Origin of the sequence: Kluyvera sp. Awk 3, from assembly GCF_028069715.1 — a bacterium.
Taxonomy (GTDB): Bacteria; Pseudomonadota; Gammaproteobacteria; order Enterobacterales; family Enterobacteriaceae; genus Kluyvera; species Kluyvera georgiana_A.
In genome coordinates, this window is record NZ_JANEWH010000023.1 from 14,580 (window position 1) to 37,852 (window position 23,273).

At 54.5% G+C, this 23,273-nt stretch carries 25 protein-coding genes; 21 read left to right on the forward strand and 4 right to left on the reverse strand.

Annotated elements, in window-relative coordinates:
* Positions 1–409: 409 nt before the first annotated feature.
* From NNN71_RS07255 to rihA, 5 genes are all read left to right on the forward strand, one after another.
* Positions 410–1,318, forward strand: a complete 909-nt coding sequence (locus NNN71_RS07255) for an amino acid ABC transporter substrate-binding protein (protein WP_064548262.1) — start codon at positions 410–412, stop codon at positions 1,316–1,318.
* Positions 1,319–1,484: 166 nt separating this feature from the next.
* Positions 1,485–2,225: an amino acid ABC transporter permease gene (locus tag NNN71_RS07260; RefSeq protein WP_163446139.1), complete on the forward strand. Its 741-nt coding sequence runs from the start codon at positions 1,485–1,487 to the stop codon at positions 2,223–2,225.
* Positions 2,225–2,899 (forward strand): glutamate/aspartate ABC transporter permease GltK, encoded by a 675-nt coding sequence (gltK, locus tag NNN71_RS07265; protein WP_065355520.1) that lies wholly within the window; start codon positions 2,225–2,227, stop codon positions 2,897–2,899. The genes NNN71_RS07260 and gltK overlap by 1 nt, the downstream gene beginning before the upstream one ends.
* A complete protein-coding gene (locus NNN71_RS07270) occupies positions 2,899–3,624 on the forward strand; it encodes an amino acid ABC transporter ATP-binding protein (RefSeq protein ID WP_163446140.1) in 726 nt (241 codons plus the stop codon). The genes gltK and NNN71_RS07270 overlap by 1 nt, the downstream gene beginning before the upstream one ends.
* 118 nt (positions 3,625–3,742) lie before the next feature.
* Positions 3,743–4,678, forward strand: coding sequence for a pyrimidine-specific ribonucleoside hydrolase RihA (rihA, locus tag NNN71_RS07275; RefSeq protein ID WP_271458195.1), 936 nt, complete (start codon positions 3,743–3,745; stop codon positions 4,676–4,678).
* 101 nt (positions 4,679–4,779) lie between these two features.
* On the opposite strand, the gene NNN71_RS07280 is transcribed toward rihA, so the two are convergent.
* Entirely contained in the window at positions 4,780–5,262 is a 483-nt protein-coding gene (locus NNN71_RS07280; RefSeq protein WP_163446142.1) for a zinc ribbon-containing protein, read from the reverse strand.
* 225 nt (positions 5,263–5,487) lie between these two features.
* Here NNN71_RS07280 and leuS point away from each other — a divergent pair, with 225 nt between their 5' ends.
* From leuS to lipA, 15 genes are all read left to right on the forward strand, one after another.
* A complete protein-coding gene (leuS, locus tag NNN71_RS07285; protein ID WP_167576406.1) occupies positions 5,488–8,070 on the forward strand; it encodes a leucine--tRNA ligase in 2,583 nt (860 codons plus the stop codon).
* Between the two features lie 14 nt (positions 8,071–8,084).
* Entirely contained in the window at positions 8,085–8,657 is a 573-nt protein-coding gene (gene lptE / locus NNN71_RS07290; RefSeq protein ID WP_163446144.1) for an LPS assembly lipoprotein LptE, read from the forward strand.
* The gene (gene holA / locus NNN71_RS07295; protein ID WP_271458196.1) at positions 8,657–9,688 is read left to right on the forward strand and encodes a DNA polymerase III subunit delta; all 1,032 of its coding nucleotides are present in this window, start codon (positions 8,657–8,659) and stop codon (positions 9,686–9,688) included. The genes lptE and holA overlap by 1 nt, the downstream gene beginning before the upstream one ends.
* Positions 9,681–10,340: a nicotinate-nucleotide adenylyltransferase gene (gene nadD / locus NNN71_RS07300; protein ID WP_191091008.1), complete on the forward strand. Its 660-nt coding sequence runs from the start codon at positions 9,681–9,683 to the stop codon at positions 10,338–10,340. Before holA ends, nadD begins: the two co-directional genes overlap by 8 nt.
* 10 nt (positions 10,341–10,350) lie before the next feature.
* Entirely contained in the window at positions 10,351–10,959 is a 609-nt protein-coding gene (locus NNN71_RS07305; protein WP_167576408.1) for an adenosylcobalamin/alpha-ribazole phosphatase, read from the forward strand.
* Between the two features lie 263 nt (positions 10,960–11,222).
* Positions 11,223–11,540, forward strand: a complete 318-nt coding sequence (gene rsfS, locus NNN71_RS07310; protein ID WP_064548405.1) for a ribosome silencing factor — start codon at positions 11,223–11,225, stop codon at positions 11,538–11,540.
* A 3-nt stretch (positions 11,541–11,543) separates the two neighbouring features.
* Positions 11,544–12,011: a 23S rRNA (pseudouridine(1915)-N(3))-methyltransferase RlmH gene (gene rlmH, locus NNN71_RS07315; protein WP_064548242.1), complete on the forward strand. Its 468-nt coding sequence runs from the start codon at positions 11,544–11,546 to the stop codon at positions 12,009–12,011.
* Positions 12,012–12,037: 26 nt separating this feature from the next.
* Positions 12,038–13,939: a peptidoglycan DD-transpeptidase MrdA gene (gene mrdA, locus NNN71_RS07320; protein ID WP_163446148.1), complete on the forward strand. Its 1,902-nt coding sequence runs from the start codon at positions 12,038–12,040 to the stop codon at positions 13,937–13,939.
* A gap of 2 nt (positions 13,940–13,941) precedes the next feature.
* Positions 13,942–15,054, forward strand: a complete 1,113-nt coding sequence (gene mrdB, locus NNN71_RS07325) for a peptidoglycan glycosyltransferase MrdB (RefSeq protein ID WP_163446149.1) — start codon at positions 13,942–13,944, stop codon at positions 15,052–15,054.
* A 10-nt stretch (positions 15,055–15,064) separates the two neighbouring features.
* Positions 15,065–16,171, forward strand: coding sequence for an endolytic peptidoglycan transglycosylase RlpA (rlpA, locus tag NNN71_RS07330; protein ID WP_271458197.1), 1,107 nt, complete (start codon positions 15,065–15,067; stop codon positions 16,169–16,171).
* Positions 16,172–16,309: 138 nt separating this feature from the next.
* A complete protein-coding gene (gene dacA / locus NNN71_RS07335) occupies positions 16,310–17,509 on the forward strand; it encodes a D-alanyl-D-alanine carboxypeptidase DacA (protein WP_163446151.1) in 1,200 nt (399 codons plus the stop codon).
* A 106-nt stretch (positions 17,510–17,615) separates the two neighbouring features.
* Positions 17,616–17,879, forward strand: a complete 264-nt coding sequence (gene ybeD / locus NNN71_RS07340; RefSeq protein ID WP_035894333.1) for a DUF493 family protein YbeD — start codon at positions 17,616–17,618, stop codon at positions 17,877–17,879.
* 97 nt (positions 17,880–17,976) lie between these two features.
* Positions 17,977–18,618, forward strand: coding sequence for a lipoyl(octanoyl) transferase LipB (gene lipB / locus NNN71_RS07345; RefSeq protein WP_065355505.1), 642 nt, complete (start codon positions 17,977–17,979; stop codon positions 18,616–18,618).
* A gap of 304 nt (positions 18,619–18,922) precedes the next feature.
* Complete coding sequence (locus NNN71_RS07350; protein WP_223802166.1) at positions 18,923–19,879, forward strand: YbeF family transcriptional regulator; 957 nt, start codon at positions 18,923–18,925, stop codon at positions 19,877–19,879.
* Positions 19,880–20,079: 200 nt separating this feature from the next.
* On the forward strand, positions 20,080–21,045 hold the full coding sequence (lipA, locus tag NNN71_RS07355) for a lipoyl synthase (protein ID WP_271458198.1): 966 nt from the start codon (positions 20,080–20,082) through the stop codon (positions 21,043–21,045).
* Positions 21,046–21,255: 210 nt separating this feature from the next.
* Here the strand turns inward: lipA and tatE are convergent, their stop codons facing one another.
* Together tatE and NNN71_RS07365 are read right to left on the reverse strand one after the other, a co-directional pair.
* A complete protein-coding gene (gene tatE / locus NNN71_RS07360) occupies positions 21,256–21,456 on the reverse strand; it encodes a twin-arginine translocase subunit TatE (RefSeq protein WP_052284794.1) in 201 nt (66 codons plus the stop codon).
* Between the two features lie 126 nt (positions 21,457–21,582).
* Positions 21,583–22,371: a deaminated glutathione amidase gene (locus NNN71_RS07365; protein WP_271458199.1), complete on the reverse strand. Its 789-nt coding sequence runs from the start codon at positions 22,369–22,371 to the stop codon at positions 21,583–21,585.
* A 116-nt stretch (positions 22,372–22,487) separates the two neighbouring features.
* Between NNN71_RS07365 and crcB the strand changes: the two genes are divergently transcribed.
* Positions 22,488–22,871 (forward strand): fluoride efflux transporter CrcB, encoded by a 384-nt coding sequence (crcB, locus tag NNN71_RS07370; protein WP_163446154.1) that lies wholly within the window; start codon positions 22,488–22,490, stop codon positions 22,869–22,871.
* 61 nt (positions 22,872–22,932) lie between these two features.
* Here crcB and cspE read toward each other — a convergent pair whose 3' ends face one another.
* Positions 22,933–23,142 carry a transcription antiterminator/RNA stability regulator CspE gene (gene cspE / locus NNN71_RS07375; RefSeq protein WP_000034825.1) on the reverse strand — a complete coding sequence of 70 codons (210 nt, stop codon included), beginning with the start codon at positions 23,140–23,142 and terminating at the stop codon, positions 22,933–22,935.
* Positions 23,143–23,273 lie beyond the last annotated feature (131 nt).

The following is a 23,273-nucleotide window of genomic DNA, read 5'->3' on the forward strand; positions in this document are numbered from 1 at the left end:
TCGAATGTAGGCCGGATAAGGCGGTACGCCGCCATCCGGCAGTTGTATCGCACCGAGCCTGATAGCGCTACGCTTGTCAGGCCTACAACCTCTCCCCACCACCAAAACCTTATTCTGGCACGCCAATTGCTTAATATAATCAAGAGGCTGCACATTCCCTACCGGCGCAACTAAGTTGCACCACAACACAGCATCGGTAGCACCATTATTGTGCAAACTGCGATTTTTGCCTCAAAGCGGTGCGGCACGCTTCGCAAAAATAAACAATAAAGCAGCAAAATCTTTACATTAAGCCAAACTAAATGCTAACAAACACAGATAACGCTGCACGCTAAAGACGCAGTGATAACAACACAACATTCACAATGGGTTCAATGCGGCAACGTCGCAGAGGATGAAGGAGTTGGATATGCAATTACGTAAGCTTGCCACAGCAATGCTGGTTCTGGGGATGTCTGCCGGCCTGGCGCATGCGGAAGATGCGGCACCCGCCGCAGGCGGAACGCTCGCCAAAATCGCTAAAAACGGCGTGATTGTCGTCGGTCACCGCGAATCATCCGTACCATTCTCCTATTACGACAACCAGCAGAAAGTGGTCGGTTACTCTCAGGACTACTCCAACGCCATCGTTGATGCCGTGAAGAAAAAGCTCAACAAACCGGACCTGCAGGTGAAATTGATTCCGATCACCTCGCAGAACCGTATTCCGCTGCTGCAAAACGGTACCTTCGACTTTGAGTGTGGCTCTACCACCAACAACCTTGAGCGCCAGAAACAGGCCGCTTTCTCTGACACCATCTTCGTCGTCGGCACCCGCTTGCTGGTGAAAAAAGGCGGCCCGATTAAAGACTTCCCGGATCTGAAAGACAAAGCCGTTGTCGTCACCTCCGGTACCACCTCCGAGATTCTGCTGCACAAGCTGAATGACGAACAGAAAATGAATATGCGCATCATCAGCGCCAAAGATCACGGCGACTCTTTCCGTACCCTGGAAAGCGGCCGCGCAGTGGCCTTTATGATGGATGACGCGCTGCTGGCTGGCGAACGTGCAAAAGCCAAGAAGCCGGATAACTGGGAAATTGTCGGCAAGCCGCAGTCCCAGGAAGCCTACGGCTGTATGCTGCGTAAAGACGACCCTGAGTTTAAAAAGCTGATGGACGATACCATCGCTCAGGCGCAAACCTCCGGCGAAGCCACCAAATGGTTTGAAAAATGGTTTAAAAACCCGATTCCACCGAAAAACCTGAACATGAACTTTGAACTCTCAGACGAGATGAAAGCGCTGTTCAAAACGCCTAACGACAAAGCACTTAACTAATAAAAAATACGGGGCGGAAGAATCTGCCCTCTCGATTGTGGTTCAGCACGGACAGACTATATGTCAGGTGGTCGTTCCCCACCTGGCCTGAATACCGCAAAACGCTGTTCAACAATCTTCGAGGGTAGCAGGTCGAACTGCTACCCTTTTTTTTCTGGAGTTCATTATGTCAATAGACTGGAACTGGGGAATCTTTTTACAACAGGCCCCATTTGGCAACACCACCTATCTCGGCTGGCTATGGAGTGGTTTCCAGGTCACCGTCGCGCTGTCCATTACCGCATGGATTATCGCGTTCTTCGTCGGCTCACTGTTCGGGATTCTGCGTACCGTACCGAACCGATTCTTATCGGCTATCGGTACCTGCTACGTCGAACTGTTCCGTAACGTGCCGCTGATCGTGCAGTTCTTTACCTGGTATCTCGTGGTGCCGGAATTGCTGCCGGAAAATCTCGGCATGTGGTTTAAATCCGAACTCGATCCCAACATCCAGTTCTTCCTCTCGTCGATGATCTGTCTGGGTCTGTTCACCGCCGCGCGCGTCTGCGAACAAGTGCGAGCCGCTATTCAGTCGCTGCCGCGCGGGCAGAAAAACGCCGGCCTGGCGATGGGCCTGACCCTGCCGCAAACCTACCGTTACGTGCTGTTACCGAACGCCTATCGCGTGATCGTACCGCCGATGACCTCCGAAATGATGAACCTGGTGAAAAACTCGGCCATCGCGTCAACCATTGGTCTGGTCGATATGGCAGCGCAAGCGGGCAAGCTGCTCGATTACTCCGCGCACGCCTGGGAATCCTTTACGGCAATTACCCTCGCTTACGTTTTCATTAACGCCGTGATTATGCTGGTGATGGCGCTGGTGGAACGCAAAATCCGCCTGCCGGGCAACCTGGGGGGTAAATAATGTACGAGTTTGACTGGAGTTCAATTATTCCATCGATGCCTTACCTGCTGGCAGGTCTGGTTATCACCCTCAAAATTACCGTCACCGCAGTGGTGGTGGGGATTGTCTGGGGCACGCTGCTGGCGGTGATGCGCCTGTCCGCGTTCAAACCGATTGCCTGGTTCGCCAAGGCTTACGTTAACGTTTTCCGCTCCGTCCCGCTGGTGATGGTGCTGCTGTGGTTCTATCTGATTGTGCCCGGGTTCCTGCAAAACGTGTTAGGGCTGTCGCCGAAAAGCGATATTCGCCTGATCTCAGCGATGGTGGCCTTCTCCATGTTTGAAGCCGCCTATTACTCTGAGATTATCCGTGCCGGTATCCAGAGTATTTCCCGCGGCCAGTCCAGCGCCGCGCTGGCGTTGGGGATGACCCACTGGCAGTCGATGAAGCTCATCATTCTGCCGCAGGCCTTCCGCGCCATGGTGCCGCTGCTGCTGACCCAGGGGATCGTCCTGTTCCAGGATACCTCGCTGGTGTACGTTCTGAGCCTCGCAGACTTCTTCCGTACCGCCTCAACCATTGGTGAGCGTGATGGTACCCAGGTCGAAATGATTCTGTTCGCCGGTTTTGTCTATTTTGTGATTAGCCTTAGCGCTTCGCTGCTGGTCAGCTACTTGAAGAAAAGGACCGTATAATGATTACCCTGAAAAATGTCTCTAAATGGTATGGTCACTTTCAGGTGCTGACCGACTGCTCCACGGAAGTGAAAAAAGGCGAAGTTGTGGTGGTGTGCGGGCCGTCCGGCTCGGGCAAATCCACCCTGATTAAGACCGTTAACGGCCTGGAACCGGTGCAACAGGGTGAAATCCTGGTCAACGGCACGAAGGTGAACGACAAGAAAACGGATTTGGCACAGCTGCGTTCGCACGTCGGCATGGTGTTCCAACATTTCGAACTGTTCCCGCACCTGTCGATTATCGAGAACCTGACGCTGGCGCAGGTCAAAGTGCTCAAGCGCGATAAAGCCGCAGCCCGCGATAAAGGTCTGAAGCTGCTGGAGCGCGTTGGCCTGTCTGCGCATGCCAACAAGTTCCCGGCACAGCTCTCCGGCGGCCAGCAGCAGCGCGTGGCGATCGCTCGTGCGCTGTGCATGGATCCGGTGGCGATGCTGTTTGACGAACCAACGTCGGCGCTCGATCCGGAAATGATTAACGAGGTACTGGACGTGATGGTCGAGCTGGCGAACGAAGGGATGACCATGATGGTGGTGACCCACGAAATGGGCTTTGCCCGTAAAGTGGCGAACCGGGTTATCTTTATGGACGAAGGCAAAATCGTCGAAGATGCTGAAAAAGAAGCGTTCTTCGCCAATCCTAAGTCGGAGCGTGCCAAAGACTTCCTCGCCAAAATCCTGCACTAATCTTCCCGGCGCGCACTCGGCAGAGTGCGCGCTGCATCACGCTTTAACGCATCCCCTCTCGTTCATTCCACTAGCAAGCCTTACCCTTGTCACAAAATAACGCGAACAAGGAACTGCTATGGCACTGCCGATTATTCTTGATTGCGATCCGGGTCATGATGACGCGATTGCAATCGTCCTCGCTCTGGCTTCCCCTGAGCTTGAGGTCAAAGCTATCACCTCTTCCGCGGGTAACCAGACGCCGGACAAGACTCTGCGCAACGTCCTGCGTATGCTGACGCTGCTGAAGCGCCCGGATATCCCGGTGGCTGGCGGCGCGGTGAAACCGCTGATGCGTGAGCTGATTATCGCCGATAACGTTCACGGCGAGAGCGGCCTCGACGGCCCTGCGCTGCCGGAGCCGTCGTTCGTTCCGCAGGACTGTACCGCCGTCGAGCTGATGGCCAAAACCCTGCGCGAGAGCGCACAGCCAGTCACCATCGTCTCCACTGGCCCACAGACCAACGTGGCGCTGCTGCTAAATAGCCATCCGGAACTGCATACAAAAATCGCCCGCATCGTGATCATGGGCGGCGCCATGACGCTCGGCAACTGGACGCCCGCTGCCGAGTTCAACATTTTCGTCGACCCGGAAGCGGCGGAAATCGTCTTCCAGTCAGGCATTCCGGTGGTGATGGCCGGGCTGGACGTCACCCATAAAGCGCAGATTCACGCCGCCGACATCGAACGCTTTCGCGCCATTGGCAACCCCATTTCCACCATCGTCGCCGAGCTGCTGGACTTCTTTATGGAGTACCACAAAGACGAAAAATGGGGATTTGTCGGCGCACCGCTGCACGACCCGTGCACTATCGCCTGGCTGCTCAAGCCCGAGATTTTCACCACCGTTGAGCGGTGGGTCGGCGTAGAAACACAGGGGAAATACACCCAGGGGATGACGGTAGTGGATTATTATTTCCTGACGGGGAATAAGCCGAATGCGACGGTGATGGTGGATGTAGACCGTGGGGCGTTCGTTGATCTGCTGGCGGAGCGTTTGGCGTTCTACGCCTGACGCAACAAAAATGCCGGATGGCGCTCACGCTTATCCGGCTGACGATGGCCTATTCTTGTCGGCCGGATAAGACGCATAGAGTCGCCATCCGGCATGCTTGATTACGGCTCGAACGGCCTGCGCTGGAACTGATCGTGGCCGCACTTCGGGCATCTCGGCAGCACATCCGGTGTGTAAACGGCGAGGTGATAATGACACTTCTCGCAAACCAGATTTCCCAATCCCACCACTTCGCCGCTGTGATACACGCCGTGGTGATTCAAATCCTGGAATACCTCGCGCCATTCCAGCTGTGTCTTATCGGTAATATCCGCCAATTCCTGCCAGATACTCTCTTTAATCACCCGCAGGAAGACGCTATCGGAGTCGTCTTCCTGGCTTTCGCCGTAGCTCATCGCAAACTCTTCGAGATCGCGACGCACGGCGCGCAGCAGCTCGTCAATTTCGCTGCGCGTTAACTCGCTGGTTTGCGCGACTTTCGCCCGTGCCTGAGCCACCAGCGCGTCGATATCGCGTTCGCCGTTACGCAAACGTTCGGTCAGCGTGGCGACCAGTTCACGGTAAATTTGAGCAACCTTGTTCATCATTTCCTCTCCCAGCCAGTTAACCTCTTATAATAATAGCCGTTATTTGTGGATCGCTTTGCCAGCTTCGCCACAGAGTTCAGAAATTACCCGCGCGGCTTTTCACCGCCTTAACGTGCGAAAGGCTGTTTTGACGTGCACGTTTGGGCTATGCTATGCGGATCTGAAATACCACATCTATTGGCTACATTTGTAGCTGTATTGAAAACAGGATCACTGGCTGCCATGCAAGAGCAATACCGCCCGGAAGAGATAGAATCGAAAGTCCAGCTTCACTGGGATGAGAAGCGCACATTTGAAGTTACCGAAGACGAGAGCAAAGAGAAGTATTACTGCCTGTCGATGCTTCCCTATCCTTCTGGTCGACTACACATGGGCCACGTCCGTAACTACACCATCGGCGACGTTATTGCTCGCTACCAGCGCATGCTGGGCAAAAACGTACTGCAGCCAATCGGCTGGGATGCGTTCGGCCTGCCTGCTGAAGGTGCGGCGGTAAAAAACAATACCGCGCCTGCTCCGTGGACTTACGACAACATCGCGTACATGAAGAACCAGCTCAAAATGCTGGGCTTCGGCTATGACTGGAGTCGCGAGCTGGCGACCTGTACGCCGGAATACTACCGCTGGGAACAGAAGTTCTTCACCGAGCTGTATAAAAAAGGCCTGGTGTACAAGAAAACTTCTGCGGTCAACTGGTGCCCTAACGACCAGACCGTACTGGCGAACGAACAGGTTATCGACGGCTGCTGCTGGCGCTGCGACACCAAAGTTGAGCGTAAAGAGATCCCGCAGTGGTTTATCAAAATCACCGCCTACGCTGACGAACTGCTGAACGATCTGGACAACCTGGATCACTGGCCTGACACCGTGAAAACGATGCAGCGTAACTGGATCGGCCGCTCTGAAGGCGTAGAAATTACCTTCGACGTGACCGGTTATGACAATACGCTGACCGTTTACACCACCCGTCCAGACACCTTTATGGGTGCGACTTACCTGGCGGTGGCTGCAGGTCACCCGCTGGCGCAGAAAGCGGCCGAGAATAACCCAGAGCTGGCTGCTTTCATCGACGAATGCCGTAATACCAAAGTGGCCGAAGCCGATATGGCGACCATGGAGAAAAAAGGCGTCGACACCGGCTTTAAAGCGGTTCATCCGCTGACTGGCGAAGAAATCCCGGTATGGGCGGCTAACTTCGTGCTGATGGAGTACGGCACCGGCGCGGTTATGGCCGTTCCGGGTCACGACCAGCGCGATTACGAATTCGCCACCAAATACGGCCTGACCATCAAGCCGGTTATCCTGGCCGCTGATGGCTCGGAACCGGATCTCTCCGAGCAGGCGCTGACCGAGAAAGGTGTGTTGTTTAACTCCGGCGAATTCGACGGTCTGGACTTTGAAGCGGGCTTCAACGCCATTGCCGATAAGCTGGCCGCGAAAGGCGTTGGCGAGCGTAAAGTGAACTACCGTCTGCGTGACTGGGGCGTTTCCCGTCAGCGTTACTGGGGTGCGCCGATCCCGATGGTGACGCTGGAAGACGGCACTGTGATGCCGACGCCGGAAGATCAACTGCCGGTAATCCTGCCGGAAGACGTGGTCATGGACGGTATCACCAGCCCAATTAAGGCCGACCCTGAGTGGGCGAAAACCACCGTCAACGGTATGCCTGCGCTGCGCGAAACCGACACCTTCGATACCTTTATGGAATCTTCCTGGTACTACGCGCGCTACACCTGCCCGCAGTACAACGAAGGCATGCTGGATCCAGAAGCCGCAAACTACTGGCTGCCGGTGGATATTTACATTGGCGGTATCGAACACGCCATCATGCACCTGCTCTACTTCCGCTTCTTCCACAAGCTGATGCGCGACGCGGGCATGGTCAACTCTGACGAACCTGCTAAACAGCTGCTGTGTCAGGGCATGGTGCTGGCCGATGCGTTCTACTACGTTGGTGCCAATGGCGAACGTAACTGGGTATCTCCGGTTGATGCTATCGTTGAGCGCGACGAAAAAGGTCGTATCGTGAAAGCGAAGGACGCGGCAGGCCATGAGCTGGTGTACACCGGCATGAGCAAAATGTCTAAGTCCAAAAATAACGGTATCGATCCGCAGGTGATGGTTGAGCGCTATGGTGCCGATACCGTACGTCTGTTCATGATGTTTGCTTCTCCAGCGGATATGACCCTGGAATGGCAGGAATCCGGCGTTGAAGGGGCCAACCGCTTCCTGAAACGTGTGTGGAAACTGGTTTACGAGCATACCGCTCGCGGCCCGGTAGCGGCACTGAACGTTGATGCGCTGAGCGAAGATCAGCAGGCGCTGCGTCGTGACGTCCACAAAACCATTGCTAAAGTGACCGATGATATCGGCCGCCGTCAGACCTTCAACACCGCGATTGCGGCGATCATGGAGCTGATGAACAAACTGGCGAAAGCGCCGCAGGAAGACGAACAGGACCGCGCACTGCTTCAGGAAGCGCTGCTGGCCGTCGTGCGTATGCTTAACCCGTTCACCCCACACGTGTGCTTCACCCTGTGGCAGGAACTGGGTGGCGAAGGCGATATCGACAATGCGCCGTGGCCGGTGGCCGACGAGAAAGCGATGGTGGAAAACACCACGCTGGTCGTTGTGCAGGTTAACGGTAAAGTGCGCGGGAAAATCACCGTTGCGGTCGATGCGACCGAAGAACAGGTGCGTGAACGCGCAGGCCAGGAACACCTGGTCGCGAAATACCTTGAGGGTGTAACCGTACGTAAAGTCATCTACGTACCGGGCAAACTGCTGAACCTGGTCGTAGGCTAAGCGCGGGAGGAAGCGTGCGATATCTGACAACATTGTTGTTATCTTTGGCGGTGCTGGTCACCGCCGGATGCGGCTGGCACCTGCGTAGTACCACGCAGGTGCCGGACGAAATGAAAACATTGATCCTTCAGTCCGGCGATCCTAACGGTCCGCTGAGTCGTGCTGTGCGCGATCAACTAAGAAGCAATGGTATTACGCTGCTTGATCAGAGCACGCTTCGTCAGGACGTACCGTCGCTGCGTCTGGGCGCGGTTAGCCTCTCCCAGGACACGGCGTCTGTGTTCCAGAACGGTCAAACGGCAGAATACCAGATGGTCATGACGGTCAACGCTACGGTGCTGCTCCCGGGTCAGGATATCTTCCCGATTTCCACCAAGGTCTATCGTTCGTTCTTTGACAACCCTCAGCAGGCGCTGGCAAAAGACAACGAACAGAGCATGATCGTTCAGGAAATGTACCAGAAAGCCGCCGAACAGCTGATCCGTAAGCTGCCAAGCGTGCACATCGCTGATGTAAAAGAGAGCAAAGAGGCTGCGGCTTCCGCATCCGATAACGGCTCTCGCGTCTCTACCACTCTGGGTAACTGATGATTCGGTTGTACCCAGAACAACTCCGCGCGCAGCTCTCTGAAGGGCTGCGCGCGGCGTATCTCCTGCTCGGTAATGACCCTCTTTTCCTTCAGGAAAGCCTGGATGCGATCCGGCATGCCGCCGTGAGCGAGGGTTTTATTGAGCACCACACCGTGACGCTGGATGCCAGCACCGACTGGAACGAGATCTTCTCTCTATGCCAGGCGATGAGTCTGTTTGCCAGTCGTCAAACCCTGCTCCTGCTGCTACCGGAAAATGGCCCGAACGCCGCCATCAATGAACAGCTAGCCACGCTGGTGAGTTTGCTTCATGACGATCTATTGCTGATCGTTCGTGGCAACAAGCTGACCAAATCGCAGGAGAATGCCGCCTGGATCCAGGCGCTGGCGAACCGCGCGGTGCAGATTAGCTGCCAGACGCCGGAACCCGCCCAACTGCCCCGCTGGTTGGCCAACCGTGCCAAACAGAACAACCTCCAGTTAGATGAACCCGCCAGTCAACTGCTGTGCTACTGCTATGAAGGCAACCTGCTGGCGCTTTCGCAAGCGCTCGAGCGCCTGTCGCTGCTGTGGCCGGACGGGAAACTCACGCTGCCGCGCGTAGAGCAGGCGGTCAATGATGCCGCACACTTTACGCCGTTCCACTGGGTTGATGCGCTGCTGGCCGGCAAAAGTAAACGCGCGCTGCATATCCTGCAGCAACTGCGTCTTGAAGGCAGCGAGCCGGTGATCCTACTACGCACGGTACAGCGCGAACTGCTGCTGCTGGTGACGTTAAAGCGTCAGAGCGCACACACGCCGCTGCGTTCGTTATTTGATAAACACCGGGTCTGGCAAAACCGTCGGGCGATGGTCGGTGAGGCGGTTAACCGTCTGAGCGGTTCACAGCTGCGTCAGGCCGTCACCCTGCTCAGCCGTGCCGAGCTCACTTTAAAACAGGATTATGGTCAGTCCATCTGGGCTGAACTGGAAAGTTTGTCGCTATTGCTTTGTCATAAAGCGCTAGCCGACGTATTTATCGATGGATGATATGGCAAAACTACAGGCGCTTTTCGGCGGGACATTCGATCCCATCCATTACGGTCACCTGAAGCCGGTCGAGATCCTGGCCAACCAGATTGGTCTGTCCAGGGTCATCATTATGCCCAATAACGTACCCCCACATCGTCCGCAGCCTGAAGCCACCAGCGAACAGCGCAAACTGATGGTTGAGCTGGCTATCGCCGATAAGCCGCTTTTTGTGCTCGACGAGCGCGAGCTGCGCCGCGATACGCCTTCCTTTACGGCGGATACGCTCCAGGAGTGGCGAGCGGAACAGGGACCGGATCAGCCCCTGGCCTTCATTATCGGCCAGGATTCGCTGCTCACTTTCCCAAGCTGGCATCGCTACGAAACAATCCTCGACAACGCCCATCTGCTGGTGACCCGTCGCCCGGGTTACCCGCTGACCATGCAGCACGAAGAGCATCAGTACTGGCTGGACAAGCACCTCACCAGTAATATTGAAGAGCTGCACAACCAGCCGGCGGGGAAAATCTACCTGGCGGAAACGCCCTGGTTCGACGTCTCCGCCACGCTGATTCGCGAACGGCTGGAAAATAATGAACCCTGCGATGAAATGATGCCCGAAGCGGTGCTCAACTACATCATGCAACAGGGGTTGTATCACCACGGCGCATAGAGGAAGCGGCATGAAGCTCTGGTTAGTTCGCCACGGCGAAACTGAAGCCAATGTGGCTGGCCTGTACAGCGGCCACGCGCCAACGCCACTCACGGCCAAAGGCCAACAGCAGGCGCAGCGCCTTGGTGAGATGCTGCGTCAGGTTCCCTTCGATCATGCGCTGTGTAGCGGACTTGAACGCACACGGCATACTGCGCGGCTGCTACTGGGCGAACGTAACATTCCGCTTACCGCAAACCCGCTGCTCAACGAAATGTTTTTCGGTGACTGGGAAATGCGTCACCACCGTGACCTGCAGGTTGAAGACAAAGAGAATTACGCCGCCTGGTGCGCTGATTGGCAGCACGCCGTGCCGACCAACGGCGAAGGTTTTCCCGACTTTTCCCGGCGTGTGGCAGACTTCGCGAGCGAACTGGCGCACTACCCATATCAAAATTTACTGATCGTCAGCCATCAGGGTGTCCTGAGTCTGTTAACGGCGCGTCTATTGGGAATGCCGACTGCCAGTATGTGGCATTTCCGCATCGACCACGGCGCGTGGAGCGTCATTGATTTTACGCCAGAATTTACCACGCTCAGGGTGCTCAACAGCCGAGCGATTTGGCGACCCGATGAGTAATAAAACCGATTTCTGCCTCCGGGCAGCGCCAACCCATTGACACTAATTATTAGACTGTTATTCTCCGCAGCCTGAATCATCCCCCTCCAGCATTTGTGGACAGAGATTGTTTTACAAAAATGGCGATGCAATCGGCATAAAGGAATGGGATGATACCCCGCCTGAAAGGCCGTTTGGTGATTTATTGTCCCGACAATATTTTCAGTTCGGGTATACTGTCAGGCTGTTTTATATCGTTTATCTTCACACCCCAGGGGGAAAACTTGCAGGGTAAAGCACTCCAGGATTTTGTAATTGACAAAATTGATGATTTAAAAGGTCAGGATATCGTCACCATCGATGTTCAGGGTAAGTCCAGCATCACCGATTGCATGGTTATCTGCACCGGTACTTCCAGCCGTCACGTTATGTCTATCGCCGATCATGTGGTTCAGGAGTCCCGCGCTGCCGGCCTGCTGCCGCTGGGCGTTGAAGGCGAAAGCGTTGCCGACTGGATTGTCGTTGATTTAGGCGATGTCATTGTCCACGTCATGCAGGAAGAAAGCCGTCGCCTGTATGAACTGGAAAAGCTCTGGGGTTAAGTTGTGAAGCTGCAGTTGGTCGCCGTCGGCACCAAAATGCCGGATTGGGTACAAACCGGTTTTACCGAATACCTTCGCCGTTTTCCGAAAGATATGCCGTTCGAACTGGTGGAAATACCCGCCGGCAAGCGCGGTAAAAATGCGGACATCAAGCGTATTCTGGATAAAGAAGGCGAGATGATGCTCGCCGCCGCAGGAAAAAACCGCATCGTCACGCTGGATATCCCCGGAAAACCCTGGGATACGCCGCAGCTTGCGCGTGAACTGGAACGCTGGAAGGGTGACGGTCGTGATGTCAGCCTGTTAATCGGCGGCCCGGAAGGGCTTTCTCCGGCATGCAAGGCCGCAGCAGAACAAAGTTGGTCGCTCTCCACATTAACGCTCCCTCACCCGCTTGTGCGCGTGCTGGTGGCCGAAAGCCTCTATCGAGCGTGGAGCATTACCACCAACCACCCTTACCACCGCGAATAATGAGACCCAGGTAGATTAAGCAGCGAATGAAACTACAGAATTCTTTTCGCGACTATACGGCAGAGTCCGCGCTCTTTGTGCGCCGGGCGGTGGTCGCTTTTTTGGGAATTTTGCTGCTTACCGGCGTGCTGATTGCCAACCTCTATAATTTACAGATCGTTCGCTTCACCGACTATCAGACGCGTTCTAACGAAAACCGCATTAAGCTGGTGCCCATCGCGCCAAGCCGCGGCATTATTTACGATCGCAACGGTACCCCGCTGGCACTGAACCGCACCATCTACCAGCTGGAAATCATGCCGGAAAAAGTCGATAGCGTTCAGCAGACTATCGATGGTCTGCGCGACGTCGTCGACCTGAGCGATGACGATATCGCCGCCTTTAAAAAAGAGCGCGCCCGTTCGCATCGCTTTACCTCCATCCCACTCAAAACCAACCTCACGGAAGTGCAGGTGGCGCGCTTTGCCGTCAACCAGTACCGTTTCCCCGGCGTTGAGGTAAAGGGCTATAAGCGCCGCTTTTATCCGTATGGTTCCGCCTTGACGCACGTCATTGGCTACGTCTCAAAAATTAACGATAAAGATGTCGACCGCCTGGATAAAGACGGCAAGCTGGCCAACTACGCCGCAACCCACGATATCGGTAAACTGGGTATTGAGCGCTATTACGAAGATATACTCCACGGGCAAACCGGCTATGAAGAGGTGGAAGTCAACAACCGTGGCCGCGTTATTCGTCAGTTGAAAGAAGTGCCGCCGCAGGCCGGGCACGACATCTACCTGACGCTCGACCTCAAGCTGCAGCAGTATATCGAAACCCTGCTCGCCGGCAGCCGCGCCGCCGTGGTGGTGACTGACCCGCGCAACGGCAGCATTCTGGCGCTGGTCTCAATGCCAAGCTACGATCCTAACCTGTTCGTTGACGGTATCTCCAGCAAAGACTACAGCGGCCTGTTAAACGATCCGAACACGCCGCTGGTTAACCGCGCCACTCAGGGGGTTTACCCTCCGGCTTCCACGGTGAAACCGTATGTCGCGGTCTCCGCCATGAGTGCGGGCGTGATTAACCGCAACACCAGCCTGTTTGACCCAGGGTGGTGGCAGTTACCTGGCTCAGAAAAACGCTATCGTGACTGGAAGAAATGGGGCCACGGTCACCTGAACGTCACCAAGGCGCTGGAAGAGTCCGCGGATACCTTCTTCTACCAGGTCGCCTATGATATGGGTATTGACCGTCTGTCGGAGTGGATGAGCAAGTTTGGCTACGGGGATTATACCGGTATCGACCTTGCGGAAGAGCGCTCCGGCAACATGCCAACCCGCGAATGGAAGCTCAAACGTTTTAAAAAGCCCTGGTATCAGGGTGATACCATTCCGGTAGGGATCGGCCAGGGTTACTGGACAGCGACACCTATCCAGATGAGCAAAGCGCTGATGATTCTGATTAACGATGGCATCATCAAAACGCCTCATCTGCTGGCCAGCACCGTCGAAGAAGGCAAGAAAGTACCGTGGACACAGCCTCAGGAACCCCCGATTGGCGACATCCACTCCGGCTACTGGGAAATTGCCAAAGACGGGATGTTCGGCGTTGCCAACCGCGGCAACGGCACCGCGCATAAATATTTTGCCAGCGCGCCGTATAAGATTGCTGCCAAGTCAGGTACCGCGCAGGTCTTTGGCTTGAAGGCGAACGAAACGTACAACGCCCACCGTATTGCGGAGCGTCTGCGTGACCATAAATTAATGACCGCTTTTGCGCCATATAACGATCCACAGGTCGCCGTGGCGATTATTCTGGAGAACGGCGGCGCAGGCCCGGCTGTCGGTACCATCATGCGTCAGATTCTTGACCACATCATGCTGGGCGACAACAACACCGAATTACCGACCGAGAACCCTGCTGCGGCCGCGTCGGAGGACCAATAATCATGACGGATAATCCGAACAAAAAATCGTTCTGGGATAAAATCCATATCGACCCCGCCATGCTGCTGATTTTGCTGGCGTTGCTGACCTACAGCGCGCTGGTTATCTGGAGCGCCAGCGGCCAGGATATGGGGATGACGGAGCGTAAAATCGGCCAGATCGCCATGGGCCTGGTCATCATGGTGGTGATGGCACAGATCCCGCCGCGCGTCTACGAAGGCTGGGCCCCCTGGCTGTATATTATCTGTATTATTCTGCTGGTGGCGGTTGACGCCTTCGGTGCCATCTCTAAAGGTGCGCAGCGCTGGCTGGATCTCGGTGTTGTGCGTTTCCAGCCGTCCGAAATTGCCAAAATCGCCGTGCCGTTGATGGTCGCGCGCTTTATTAACCGCGACGTCTGCCCGCCAACGCTGAAAAACACCGGTATCGCGCTGGTGCTGATTTTCATGCCGACGCTGCTGGTTGCCGCGCAGCCGGACCTTGGCACCTCAATTCTGGTCGCCCTCTCCGGCCTGTTCGTCCTGTTCCTCGCCGGCTTGAGCTGGCGTTTGATTCTGGTCGCCGTAGTGCTGGTCGCTTGCTTTATCCCGATACTCTGGTTCTTCCTGATGCATGACTATCAGCGACAGCGTGTGATGATGCTGATGGATCCGGAATCAGACCCACTGGGCGCGGGCTACCATATTATTCAGTCCAAAATCGCCATCGGCTCCGGCGGTCTGCGCGGTAAAGGCTGGCTCCACGGGACACAGTCGCAGTTGGAATTCCTGCCAGAACGCCATACCGACTTTATCTTCGCGGTACTGGCCGAAGAACTTGGGCTTATCGGTATTCTGATTTTGCTGGCACTGTACGTGCTGCTGATAATGCGCGGCCTGTGGATTGCCGCTCAGGCGCAAACGACCTTTGGCCGGGTGATGGCCGGTGGTTTGATGCTGATTTTATTCGTTTATGTCTTCGTAAATATTGGTATGGTAAGTGGCATCTTGCCGGTGGTTGGCGTACCGCTACCGCTGGTCAGCTACGGGGGTTCGGCCCTGATCGTACTGATGGCCGGGTTTGGTATCGTAATGTCGATACACACCCACAGGAAAATGTTGTCAAAAAGCGTCTAAGGGGTGCTCAATGCGTAAGCAATGGCTTGGGATCTGCATAGCGGCAGGGCTGCTTGCGGCTTGTTCGAGTGATGATGTTCAGCAACAAACCGTCTCCGCGCCACAACCTGCGGTATGTAATGGTCCTACGGTGGAAATCAGCGGGGCCGATCCACGCTTTGAACCTCTGAACGCGACGGCGAATCAGGATTACGAACGCGACGGCAAGAAATACAAAATCGTCCAGGATCCGGCTAACTTTAGCCAGTCTGGTCTGGCCGCCATCTATGATGCTGAGCCGGGTAGCAATCTGACGGCCATCGGCGAAACCTTTGACCCGACCCAGCTTACCGCCGCGCACCCCACGCTGCCGGTGCCGAGCTACGCGCGTATTACTAACCTGGCTAACGGACGGATGATCGTCGTGCGCATTAACGATCGCGGGCCGTATGGCAACGATCGCGTCATTTCGCTCTCCCGCGCGGCGGCCGATCGCCTGAACACCTCCAACAATACCAAAGTCCGCATCGATCCGATTATCGTCGCCCAGGATGGTTCACTTTCCGGCCCAGGTATGGCCTGTACCACCGTGGCAAAACAGACCTACGCGCTGCCGAGCCGCCCTGACCTGAGTGGCGGGATGGGCAGCGTCTCTTCCGCGCCACAAGCCGCGGCGCCGCAAGGCGACGTACGCGCCATTAGCAACGATACGCTGACCTCCGCCGACAGCGGCGAAGGCGCACCGGTAAAAAGCAGCGGCTTCCTCGGCGCGCCTACCCCATTGAATAACGGCGTACTCGAAGAATCTGCGCCAGCGGCAACGGCCGCTCCGGTGACGGCACCGGTCACCGCGCCTGCCAGCACAGCGCCTGCCGCGACTGCGGCGGTTGCTGCACCCGCTGCGGCCGTGGCTGGTGATTATGTGGTTCAGGTTGGCGCCGTCAGCGACCAGGCTCGCGCGCAGCAGTATCAGCAGCGCCTCAGCCAGCAGTTCTCCGTTCCTGGCCGCGTAACGCAAAACGGCGCGGTCTGGCGTATTCAGCTCGGTCCATTCGCCAGCAAAAGCGAAGCCAGCACCTTACAAGGGCGTTTGCAGAATGAAGCACAGCTGCAATCGTTTATTACACACGCCAACTAGAGCACTCAGCGGTGTCCGAATCTTCGTATATGTAAAAGTCATTAACAAAGTCATATACGATGTCGGATGCCTGCCCGCGGGGCATTTGCTATAGTAAGGCACTTTTTTAACTCCATCACGGATGTCGTTGTTCTGACCATGAAGACCTCTTTTTTCGCTCGCTTACTCCTTCCGGCGCTTTCCGTCGCAGCCCTGACCTCCGCTGCCCACGCCGATGACCTGAACATCAAAACTATGATTCCAGGCGTTCCGCAGATTGACGCCGAATCCTACATTCTTATTGATTACAACTCTGGCAAGGTTCTGGCCGAGCAGAACGCTGACTCCCGACGCGATCCGGCGAGCCTGACCAAAATGATGACCAGCTACGTCATCGGCCAGGCCATGAAAGCAGGCAAATTTAAAGAGTCCGATCTGGTCACTATCGGCAACGATGCCTGGGCTACCGGCAATCCGGTCTTCAAGGGCTCTTCCCTGATGTTCCTTAAGCCAGGCATGCAGGTCCCGGTTTCACAGCTGATCCGCGGGATTAACCTGCAGTCGGGTAACGATGCCTGCGTGGCGATGGCCGACTACGTCGCCGGCAGCCAGGACGCTTTCGTTGGCCTGATGAACAGCTACGTCAACGCGCTTGGCCTGAAAAACACCCACTTCCAGACCGTACATGGCCTGGATGCTGATGGTCAGTACAGTTCCGCACGCGATATGGCGATGATTGGCCAGGCGCTGATCCGCGACGTGCCGAACGAATACACCATCTATAAAGAAAAAGAGTTCACCTTTAACGGCATCCGTCAGTTGAACCGTAATGGTCTGCTGTGGGACAACAGCCTGAATGTTGACGGTATCAAAACCGGCCACACCGATAAAGCGGGCTACAACCTAGTGGCTTCCGCAACCGAAGGCCAGATGCGCCTTGTCTCCGCCGTCATGGGCGGCCGTACCTTCAAAGGTCGTGAAACCGAGAGCAAGAAGCTGCTGACCTGGGGCTTCCGCTTCTTCGAAACGGTGAACCCGATTAAAGCCGGTAAAGAGTTCGCCTCTGAACCTGCCTGGTTTGGTGATACTGACCGCGCCTCGTTAGGCGTAGACAAAGACGTCTACCTGACCATCCCGCGTGGCCGTATGAAAGACCTGAAGGCAAGCTATGTGCTGACCACCAGCGAGCTGCACGCGCCGCTGCAGAAAAACCAGGTTGTTGGAACCATCAATTTCCAGCTCGACGGCAAAATCATCGACCAGCGTCCGCTGGTAGTGCTGCAGGAAATTCCTGAAGGCAACTTCTTTGGCAAAATCATTGATTACATTAAATTAATGTTCCATCACTGGTTTGGTTAAAAATCACCCACTTGAAAGTGTGATTTCCATCCCCATATACTATGCATAGCTAAAATAACTCCCGCTAACCATGCGGGAGTTATTCTTTTTTAACACTGGAGCTGACATGAAAACCAAACTGAACGAACTGCTTGAATTCCCTACACCGTTTACTTACAAAGTAATGGGTCTGGCGAAACCAGAGCTGGTTGACCTGGTGGTTGAAGTGGTACAGCGCCATGCGCCAGGTGACTACTCTCCGCAGATAAAACCGAGCAGCAAAGGCAATTACCACTCGGTGTCCATTACCATCAATGCTACCCACATTGAGCAGGTTGAGACGCTGTACGAAGAGCTGGGCAATATTGAAATTGTCCGTATGGTGCTGTAATCGCATCTCCGTTACCCGGCACTGCCGGGTAACGCTTCTCCCCTCCTCCCTGTGATATACTCTGCGTCCATCATTTCCCCTCTGCGGAGACGCTGTTTTGGATTTTAATACTCTCCTCATCCGTCAACTGGGCCTACAGCCTTACGAACCCATTTCTCAGGCGATGCATGACTTCACCGACAACCGCGATGAATCCACGCTGGACGAGATTTGGCTGGTTGAGCATCAGCCGGTTTTCACGCAGGGTCAGGCGGGTAAAGCTGAACATGTGCTGGTGCCCGGCGACATTCCGGTCATCCAAAGCGATCGCGGCGGCCAGGTAACCTACCACGGGCCGGGCCAGCAGGTGATGTACGTTCTGCTGAACCTGAAGCGCCGCAAGCTGGGCGTACGCGAACTGGTAACGCTGCTGGAGCAAACCGTCGTCAACACGTTAGCTGAGCTGGGTATTGAGGCACATCCGCGCGCCGATGCGCCGGGCGTCTATGTGGGCGAGAAAAAGATCTGCTCGCTGGGGCTGCGAATCCGTAAAGGCTGCTCTTTCCATGGACTGGCGCTGAATATCGCTATGGACTTATCCCCTTTCCTGCGCATTAACCCTTGTGGCTATGCCGGTATGGAGATGACCCAGGTTTCACAATGGGTGAGTGAAGCGAAGCCGGAAAATATATCCCCAACGCTTGTCAGACATTTTTTAGCGTTGCTAAACAATCCTCCGCACGAATATATCTCTGCTTAATATATTATACATCGCGACCCAATATTGCATTGGGTCGTTAACTCTCTCCATCGCACGCCTTTTATAACGCCGTCCAGTTTCTCTCTTCTTTCTGCGATTCATGTTCTGAAAATGAAGACTGGTTCTCATTTTTTTGCAAAATCACGACAACGATATACACTTAATAAAGCATTAGAATCATTAATACATTGACCCATAAAGAAAATTTCCATTTCCATCTTGCAGTAAGATGGACTCACCAATCATAATAATAATGAAATCATCAACTATCATTCATGGAGTGAATGAATATGGAGTGAGCAGTGTGGATTATAACAATAAGCCTGAAAATAAAATAAATATGAATGCCGATAATGATACGCCACAAATCTTTCGCACCCTGCGTAATATAGACCTTAACTTATTGACCATATTTGAAGCAGTCTATGTGCATAAAGGCATCGTCAATGCGGCGAAAATCCTGAATCTCACGCCATCGGCCATTAGCCAATCCATCCAGAAACTTCGTCTCCTGTTTCCCGACCCGTTGTTCATTCGCAAAGGACAGGGCGTGACGCCCACGGCCTACGCAACACACCTGCATGAATACATCAGCCAGGGTCTGGAGTCGATACTGGGCGCGCTGGATCTCGACGGCAGCTATGACAAGCAGCGAGTTATCACTATCGGTACGGCGGCATCCGTTGGCGCTATCGTGATGCCGGTTATCTATCAGGTGGTAAAACAAACCTACCCACAGGTACTGCTGCGTAACGTCGCCGTGACCGATGCCAACACGCAGCTCAGCCAGTTCCAGACGGATTTGGTCATTGACAACCACGAGCATAACAACCCGCGCACGCTGGGCCGTCATGCGCTATTTAGCGATAAACTGGTGCTGGTCTGTCGCCATAACCACCCGGCACTTAACGAAGAGACATCGGTTGATACCCTGATGCAGTATGAACATACGCTGCTGACGATGGATGGTGCGGGGCAAAACGATCAGTATAAGCGCATTCGCGACATGCTCCCCGATCGCCAGGTTAGCGTAAGCAGTTACAACCTGTTCACTATCGCGTCACTGATCGCCTCAAGCGACCTGATTGGCATTATGCCGCTACGCTTCTACCACATCTTTAAGCAGTGCTGGCCGCTGTGCACGTTGGACTTTGCCCCGCTACAGCAGGAACACGTCGACTTTTCATTGCATTACAACAAACTCAGTCTGCGGGACCCGGTCATGCAAAACATTATCAACGTTATCCAGCAAGCGTTCTGATTCACTTGCCCCCTACTTCGCCTTGCCGGCAAAAAAGCATTATTCAACAACTATTTTACAATTTGCCGGCCAGGCAGGCTGCTTTAAACCCCGTTTCAATGGTATACTGCGTGTCATTAATTCAAAAATAGTTGATAAATACAACATTCCCTTGAATTGAAACGCTTTCCCTCGATACTCGGAACTGGAACACGTACGCTATGAGTAAACCCATTGTGATGGAACGCGGTGTTAAGTACCGCGACGCCGATAAAATGGCCCTTATCCCGGTTAAAAACGTGGCAACAGAGCGCGAAGCGCTGCTGCGAAAACCGGAATGGATGAAAATTAAACTTCCGGCAGACTCTTCCCGTATCCAGGGTATCAAAGCGGCCATGCGCAAGAATGGTCTGCACTCCGTGTGTGAAGAAGCCTCCTGCCCGAACCTGGCGGAATGCTTCAACCACGGTACCGCCACCTTTATGATCCTCGGTGCTATTTGTACCCGTCGCTGCCCATTCTGCGACGTGGCCCACGGTCGCCCTGTTGCGCCTGATGCCAATGAACCGCAGAAGCTGGCGCAGACCATTGCCGATATGGCGTTGCGATATGTCGTGATCACCTCCGTGGATCGTGACGATCTGCGCGACGGCGGTGCTCAGCACTTCGCCAACTGCATCTCCGCCATTCGTGAGAAAAGCCCAAGCATTAAGATTGAAACGCTGGTGCCCGACTTCCGTGGCCGTATGGACCGCGCCTTAGAGATCCTGACCGAGACGCCACCCGACGTGTTTAACCACAACCTGGAAAACGTGCCGCGTATTTACCGTCAGGTTCGTCCAGGCGCAGATTACAACTGGTCCCTGAAGTTACTGGAACGTTTTAAAGAAGCGCACCCGGATATCCCAACCAAATCCGGCCTGATGGTCGGCCTCGGTGAAACCAACGCTGAAATCATCGAAGTCATGCGCGATCTGCGCCGCCACGGCGTCACGATGCTGACACTGGGCCAGTACCTGCAGCCAAGCCGTCACCACCTGCCGGTGCAGCGCTACGTTAGCCCGGACGAGTTTGAAGAAATGAAAGCCGAAGCGCTGGCGATGGGCTTTACCCACGCGGCATGCGGCCCGTTCGTGCGTTCATCCTACCATGCGGATCTTCAGGCTAAGGGCCTGGAAGTGAAGTAAGGTCATCGCCTGACGCAAAAAAGCCGCTCTCTTTCGACAGCGGCTTTTTTATTACCCATTATTGAAATAAATTATTTCAATTGAATACATTCAGAAACCTGATTCCATAAAAAAGGGCCACAGCATCGTCATGCTGAAGCCCCTTCCACAGACCATCGGGTCCGGGCATGGCACGCGCTGATCGGCACGCCATGTTAAACGCTGCCCTGCTTACTCTTTATGAGAGAGTTTTTCTGCCGGAGTCTCGTCTGCGCTTTTCTGCGCGGTGGTTTCATCATCATTCATGGCTTTCTTAAAACCTTTGATTGCTGAACCCAGATCTCCACCCAGAGTCCGTAATTTCTTGGTACCAAACACCAGAATAATCAGTGCTGCCACTACCAGTAGTTTGGTAATACTAATCTCACCCATAGATACCTTCTTCTCAAAAACAGGCTGCAGAATGCGCCATATCACCGTAGTTTATTAACGGTCATCTGACGCGTGCACACAATAGCAATCTGTAACAAGGTGAATCAAGCGTTGTTTAAAAAAACGTCACGTTAATTGCGGTAGCGCAAAACGTCGGTTTTGCAGCACTGGCAGCTGCTGGCGAATACGAGACAGATCCTCGCGTCGCACGTCAGATATAATCAGCTGTGGCTCAACCGATGCGCCAGCCAGCGTCACGCCCAGCGGATCAATTATCCGACTCTGACCGATATTGCGCGTGCCGCACTCGCCGCTGGCCACGATGTAACAGGTGGTATCCAGCGCCCGCGCCGCCAGCAGCGTGGCCCAGTGGTGCTCTTTGAGCGGTCCTCGTACCCAGGCGGCAGGCAAGGCCAGAATCTCGGCCCCTTTGAGCGCAAGCGCCAATGCCATATCCGGGAAACGCAGGTCATAGCAGGTCATAAGTCCCACCTGAAACCCCGCCACCTCAAGCAACGGCGGTAGCGTGTTCCCGGCATCCACTCGCTTCGACTCCTGGATTGCGAAAGCGTCATAGAGGTGCAGCTTGTGATAATGGGTAATCACCTCACCGCCGCGCAGCGCCACCAGGGTATTGCAGGCTCTTCCCGCCGTCGAGGGCGTATGAATGGTCAATATCGTCGTCAGCGTATCACGGCGGCTTTGTGTTTTCAGATGCTGCATAAAACCGCCGTCCAGCGATTGCGCCGACTTCACCGACATATCCGGGTCGCTATCGCTGCGCGCCAGCAGAGCCTCTGGCAGCACCAGTAGGTCAGCATGCTGTTCCGCTGCAGCCTGCATCAGCGACACGCTGGTTTGCGCATTCTGCCGCCACTCCGACGTGACGATAAACTGCCCTGCGGCAACTCGCATAGCGTCTCCTTACGTTTTTCCAATATATCAGGATGATGAATACTGATGAGTATATAGCCAGATTCACCTGGCAGGGTTAAACTCTGCTGACGATTCGACAATGGCAGGAAATTCGCATGACGCAACTTTTGTTGGCCGTGTTTATCGGCGGCGGCACCGGCAGCGTTGCCCGCTGGCTACTCAGCTTTCGCTTTAATCCTTTGCACCATGCGCTGCCGCTTGGAACGCTGGCGGCGAATCTGCTGGGCGCATTTATTATCGGCGCGGGTCTTGCCTGGTTTAATCGGCTGCCGCATATCGATCCGGTATGGAAAGTGTTGATTACCACCGGCTTCTGCGGTGGATTGACAACCTTCTCTACCTTTTCAGCGGAAGTGGTATTTCTTTTACAGGCGGGAAAGGTCAGCTGGGCGCTGCTTAACGTGGCGGTCAACCTGTTTGGTTCTTTCGCCATGACGGCCCTGGCGTTCTGGCTGTTCAGTGCCAGCAGTCAGGGGTAAAAGAAAGATAAAAAAAAACCCGCACTTAAGCGGGTTTTGAATTCTGACTGCTAATTTTCGCTTACAGAGCGATGACGTTAGCAGCAGAAGGGCCTTTGGCACCGTTAGTGATTTCGAACTCTACACGCTGACCTTCAGCCAGAGTTTTGAAACCGTTGGTCTGGATCGCAGAGAAGTGTACGAATACGTCTTTGCTGCCATCTTCCGGAGTAATGAAACCGAATCCTTTGGACTCATTAAACCACTTAACGTTACCTTTAATCTTAGACATCAAAATTACCTTTATATGAAAAAACGACACTAATCTGTGTCAGTTAACAGTACAACAATTGTCGTGCGTTTTGTCCAGCCCAAGTTCGTTAAAAAGTGATAAATGTCGCTAACTTTTATTTGCAGGTTGAC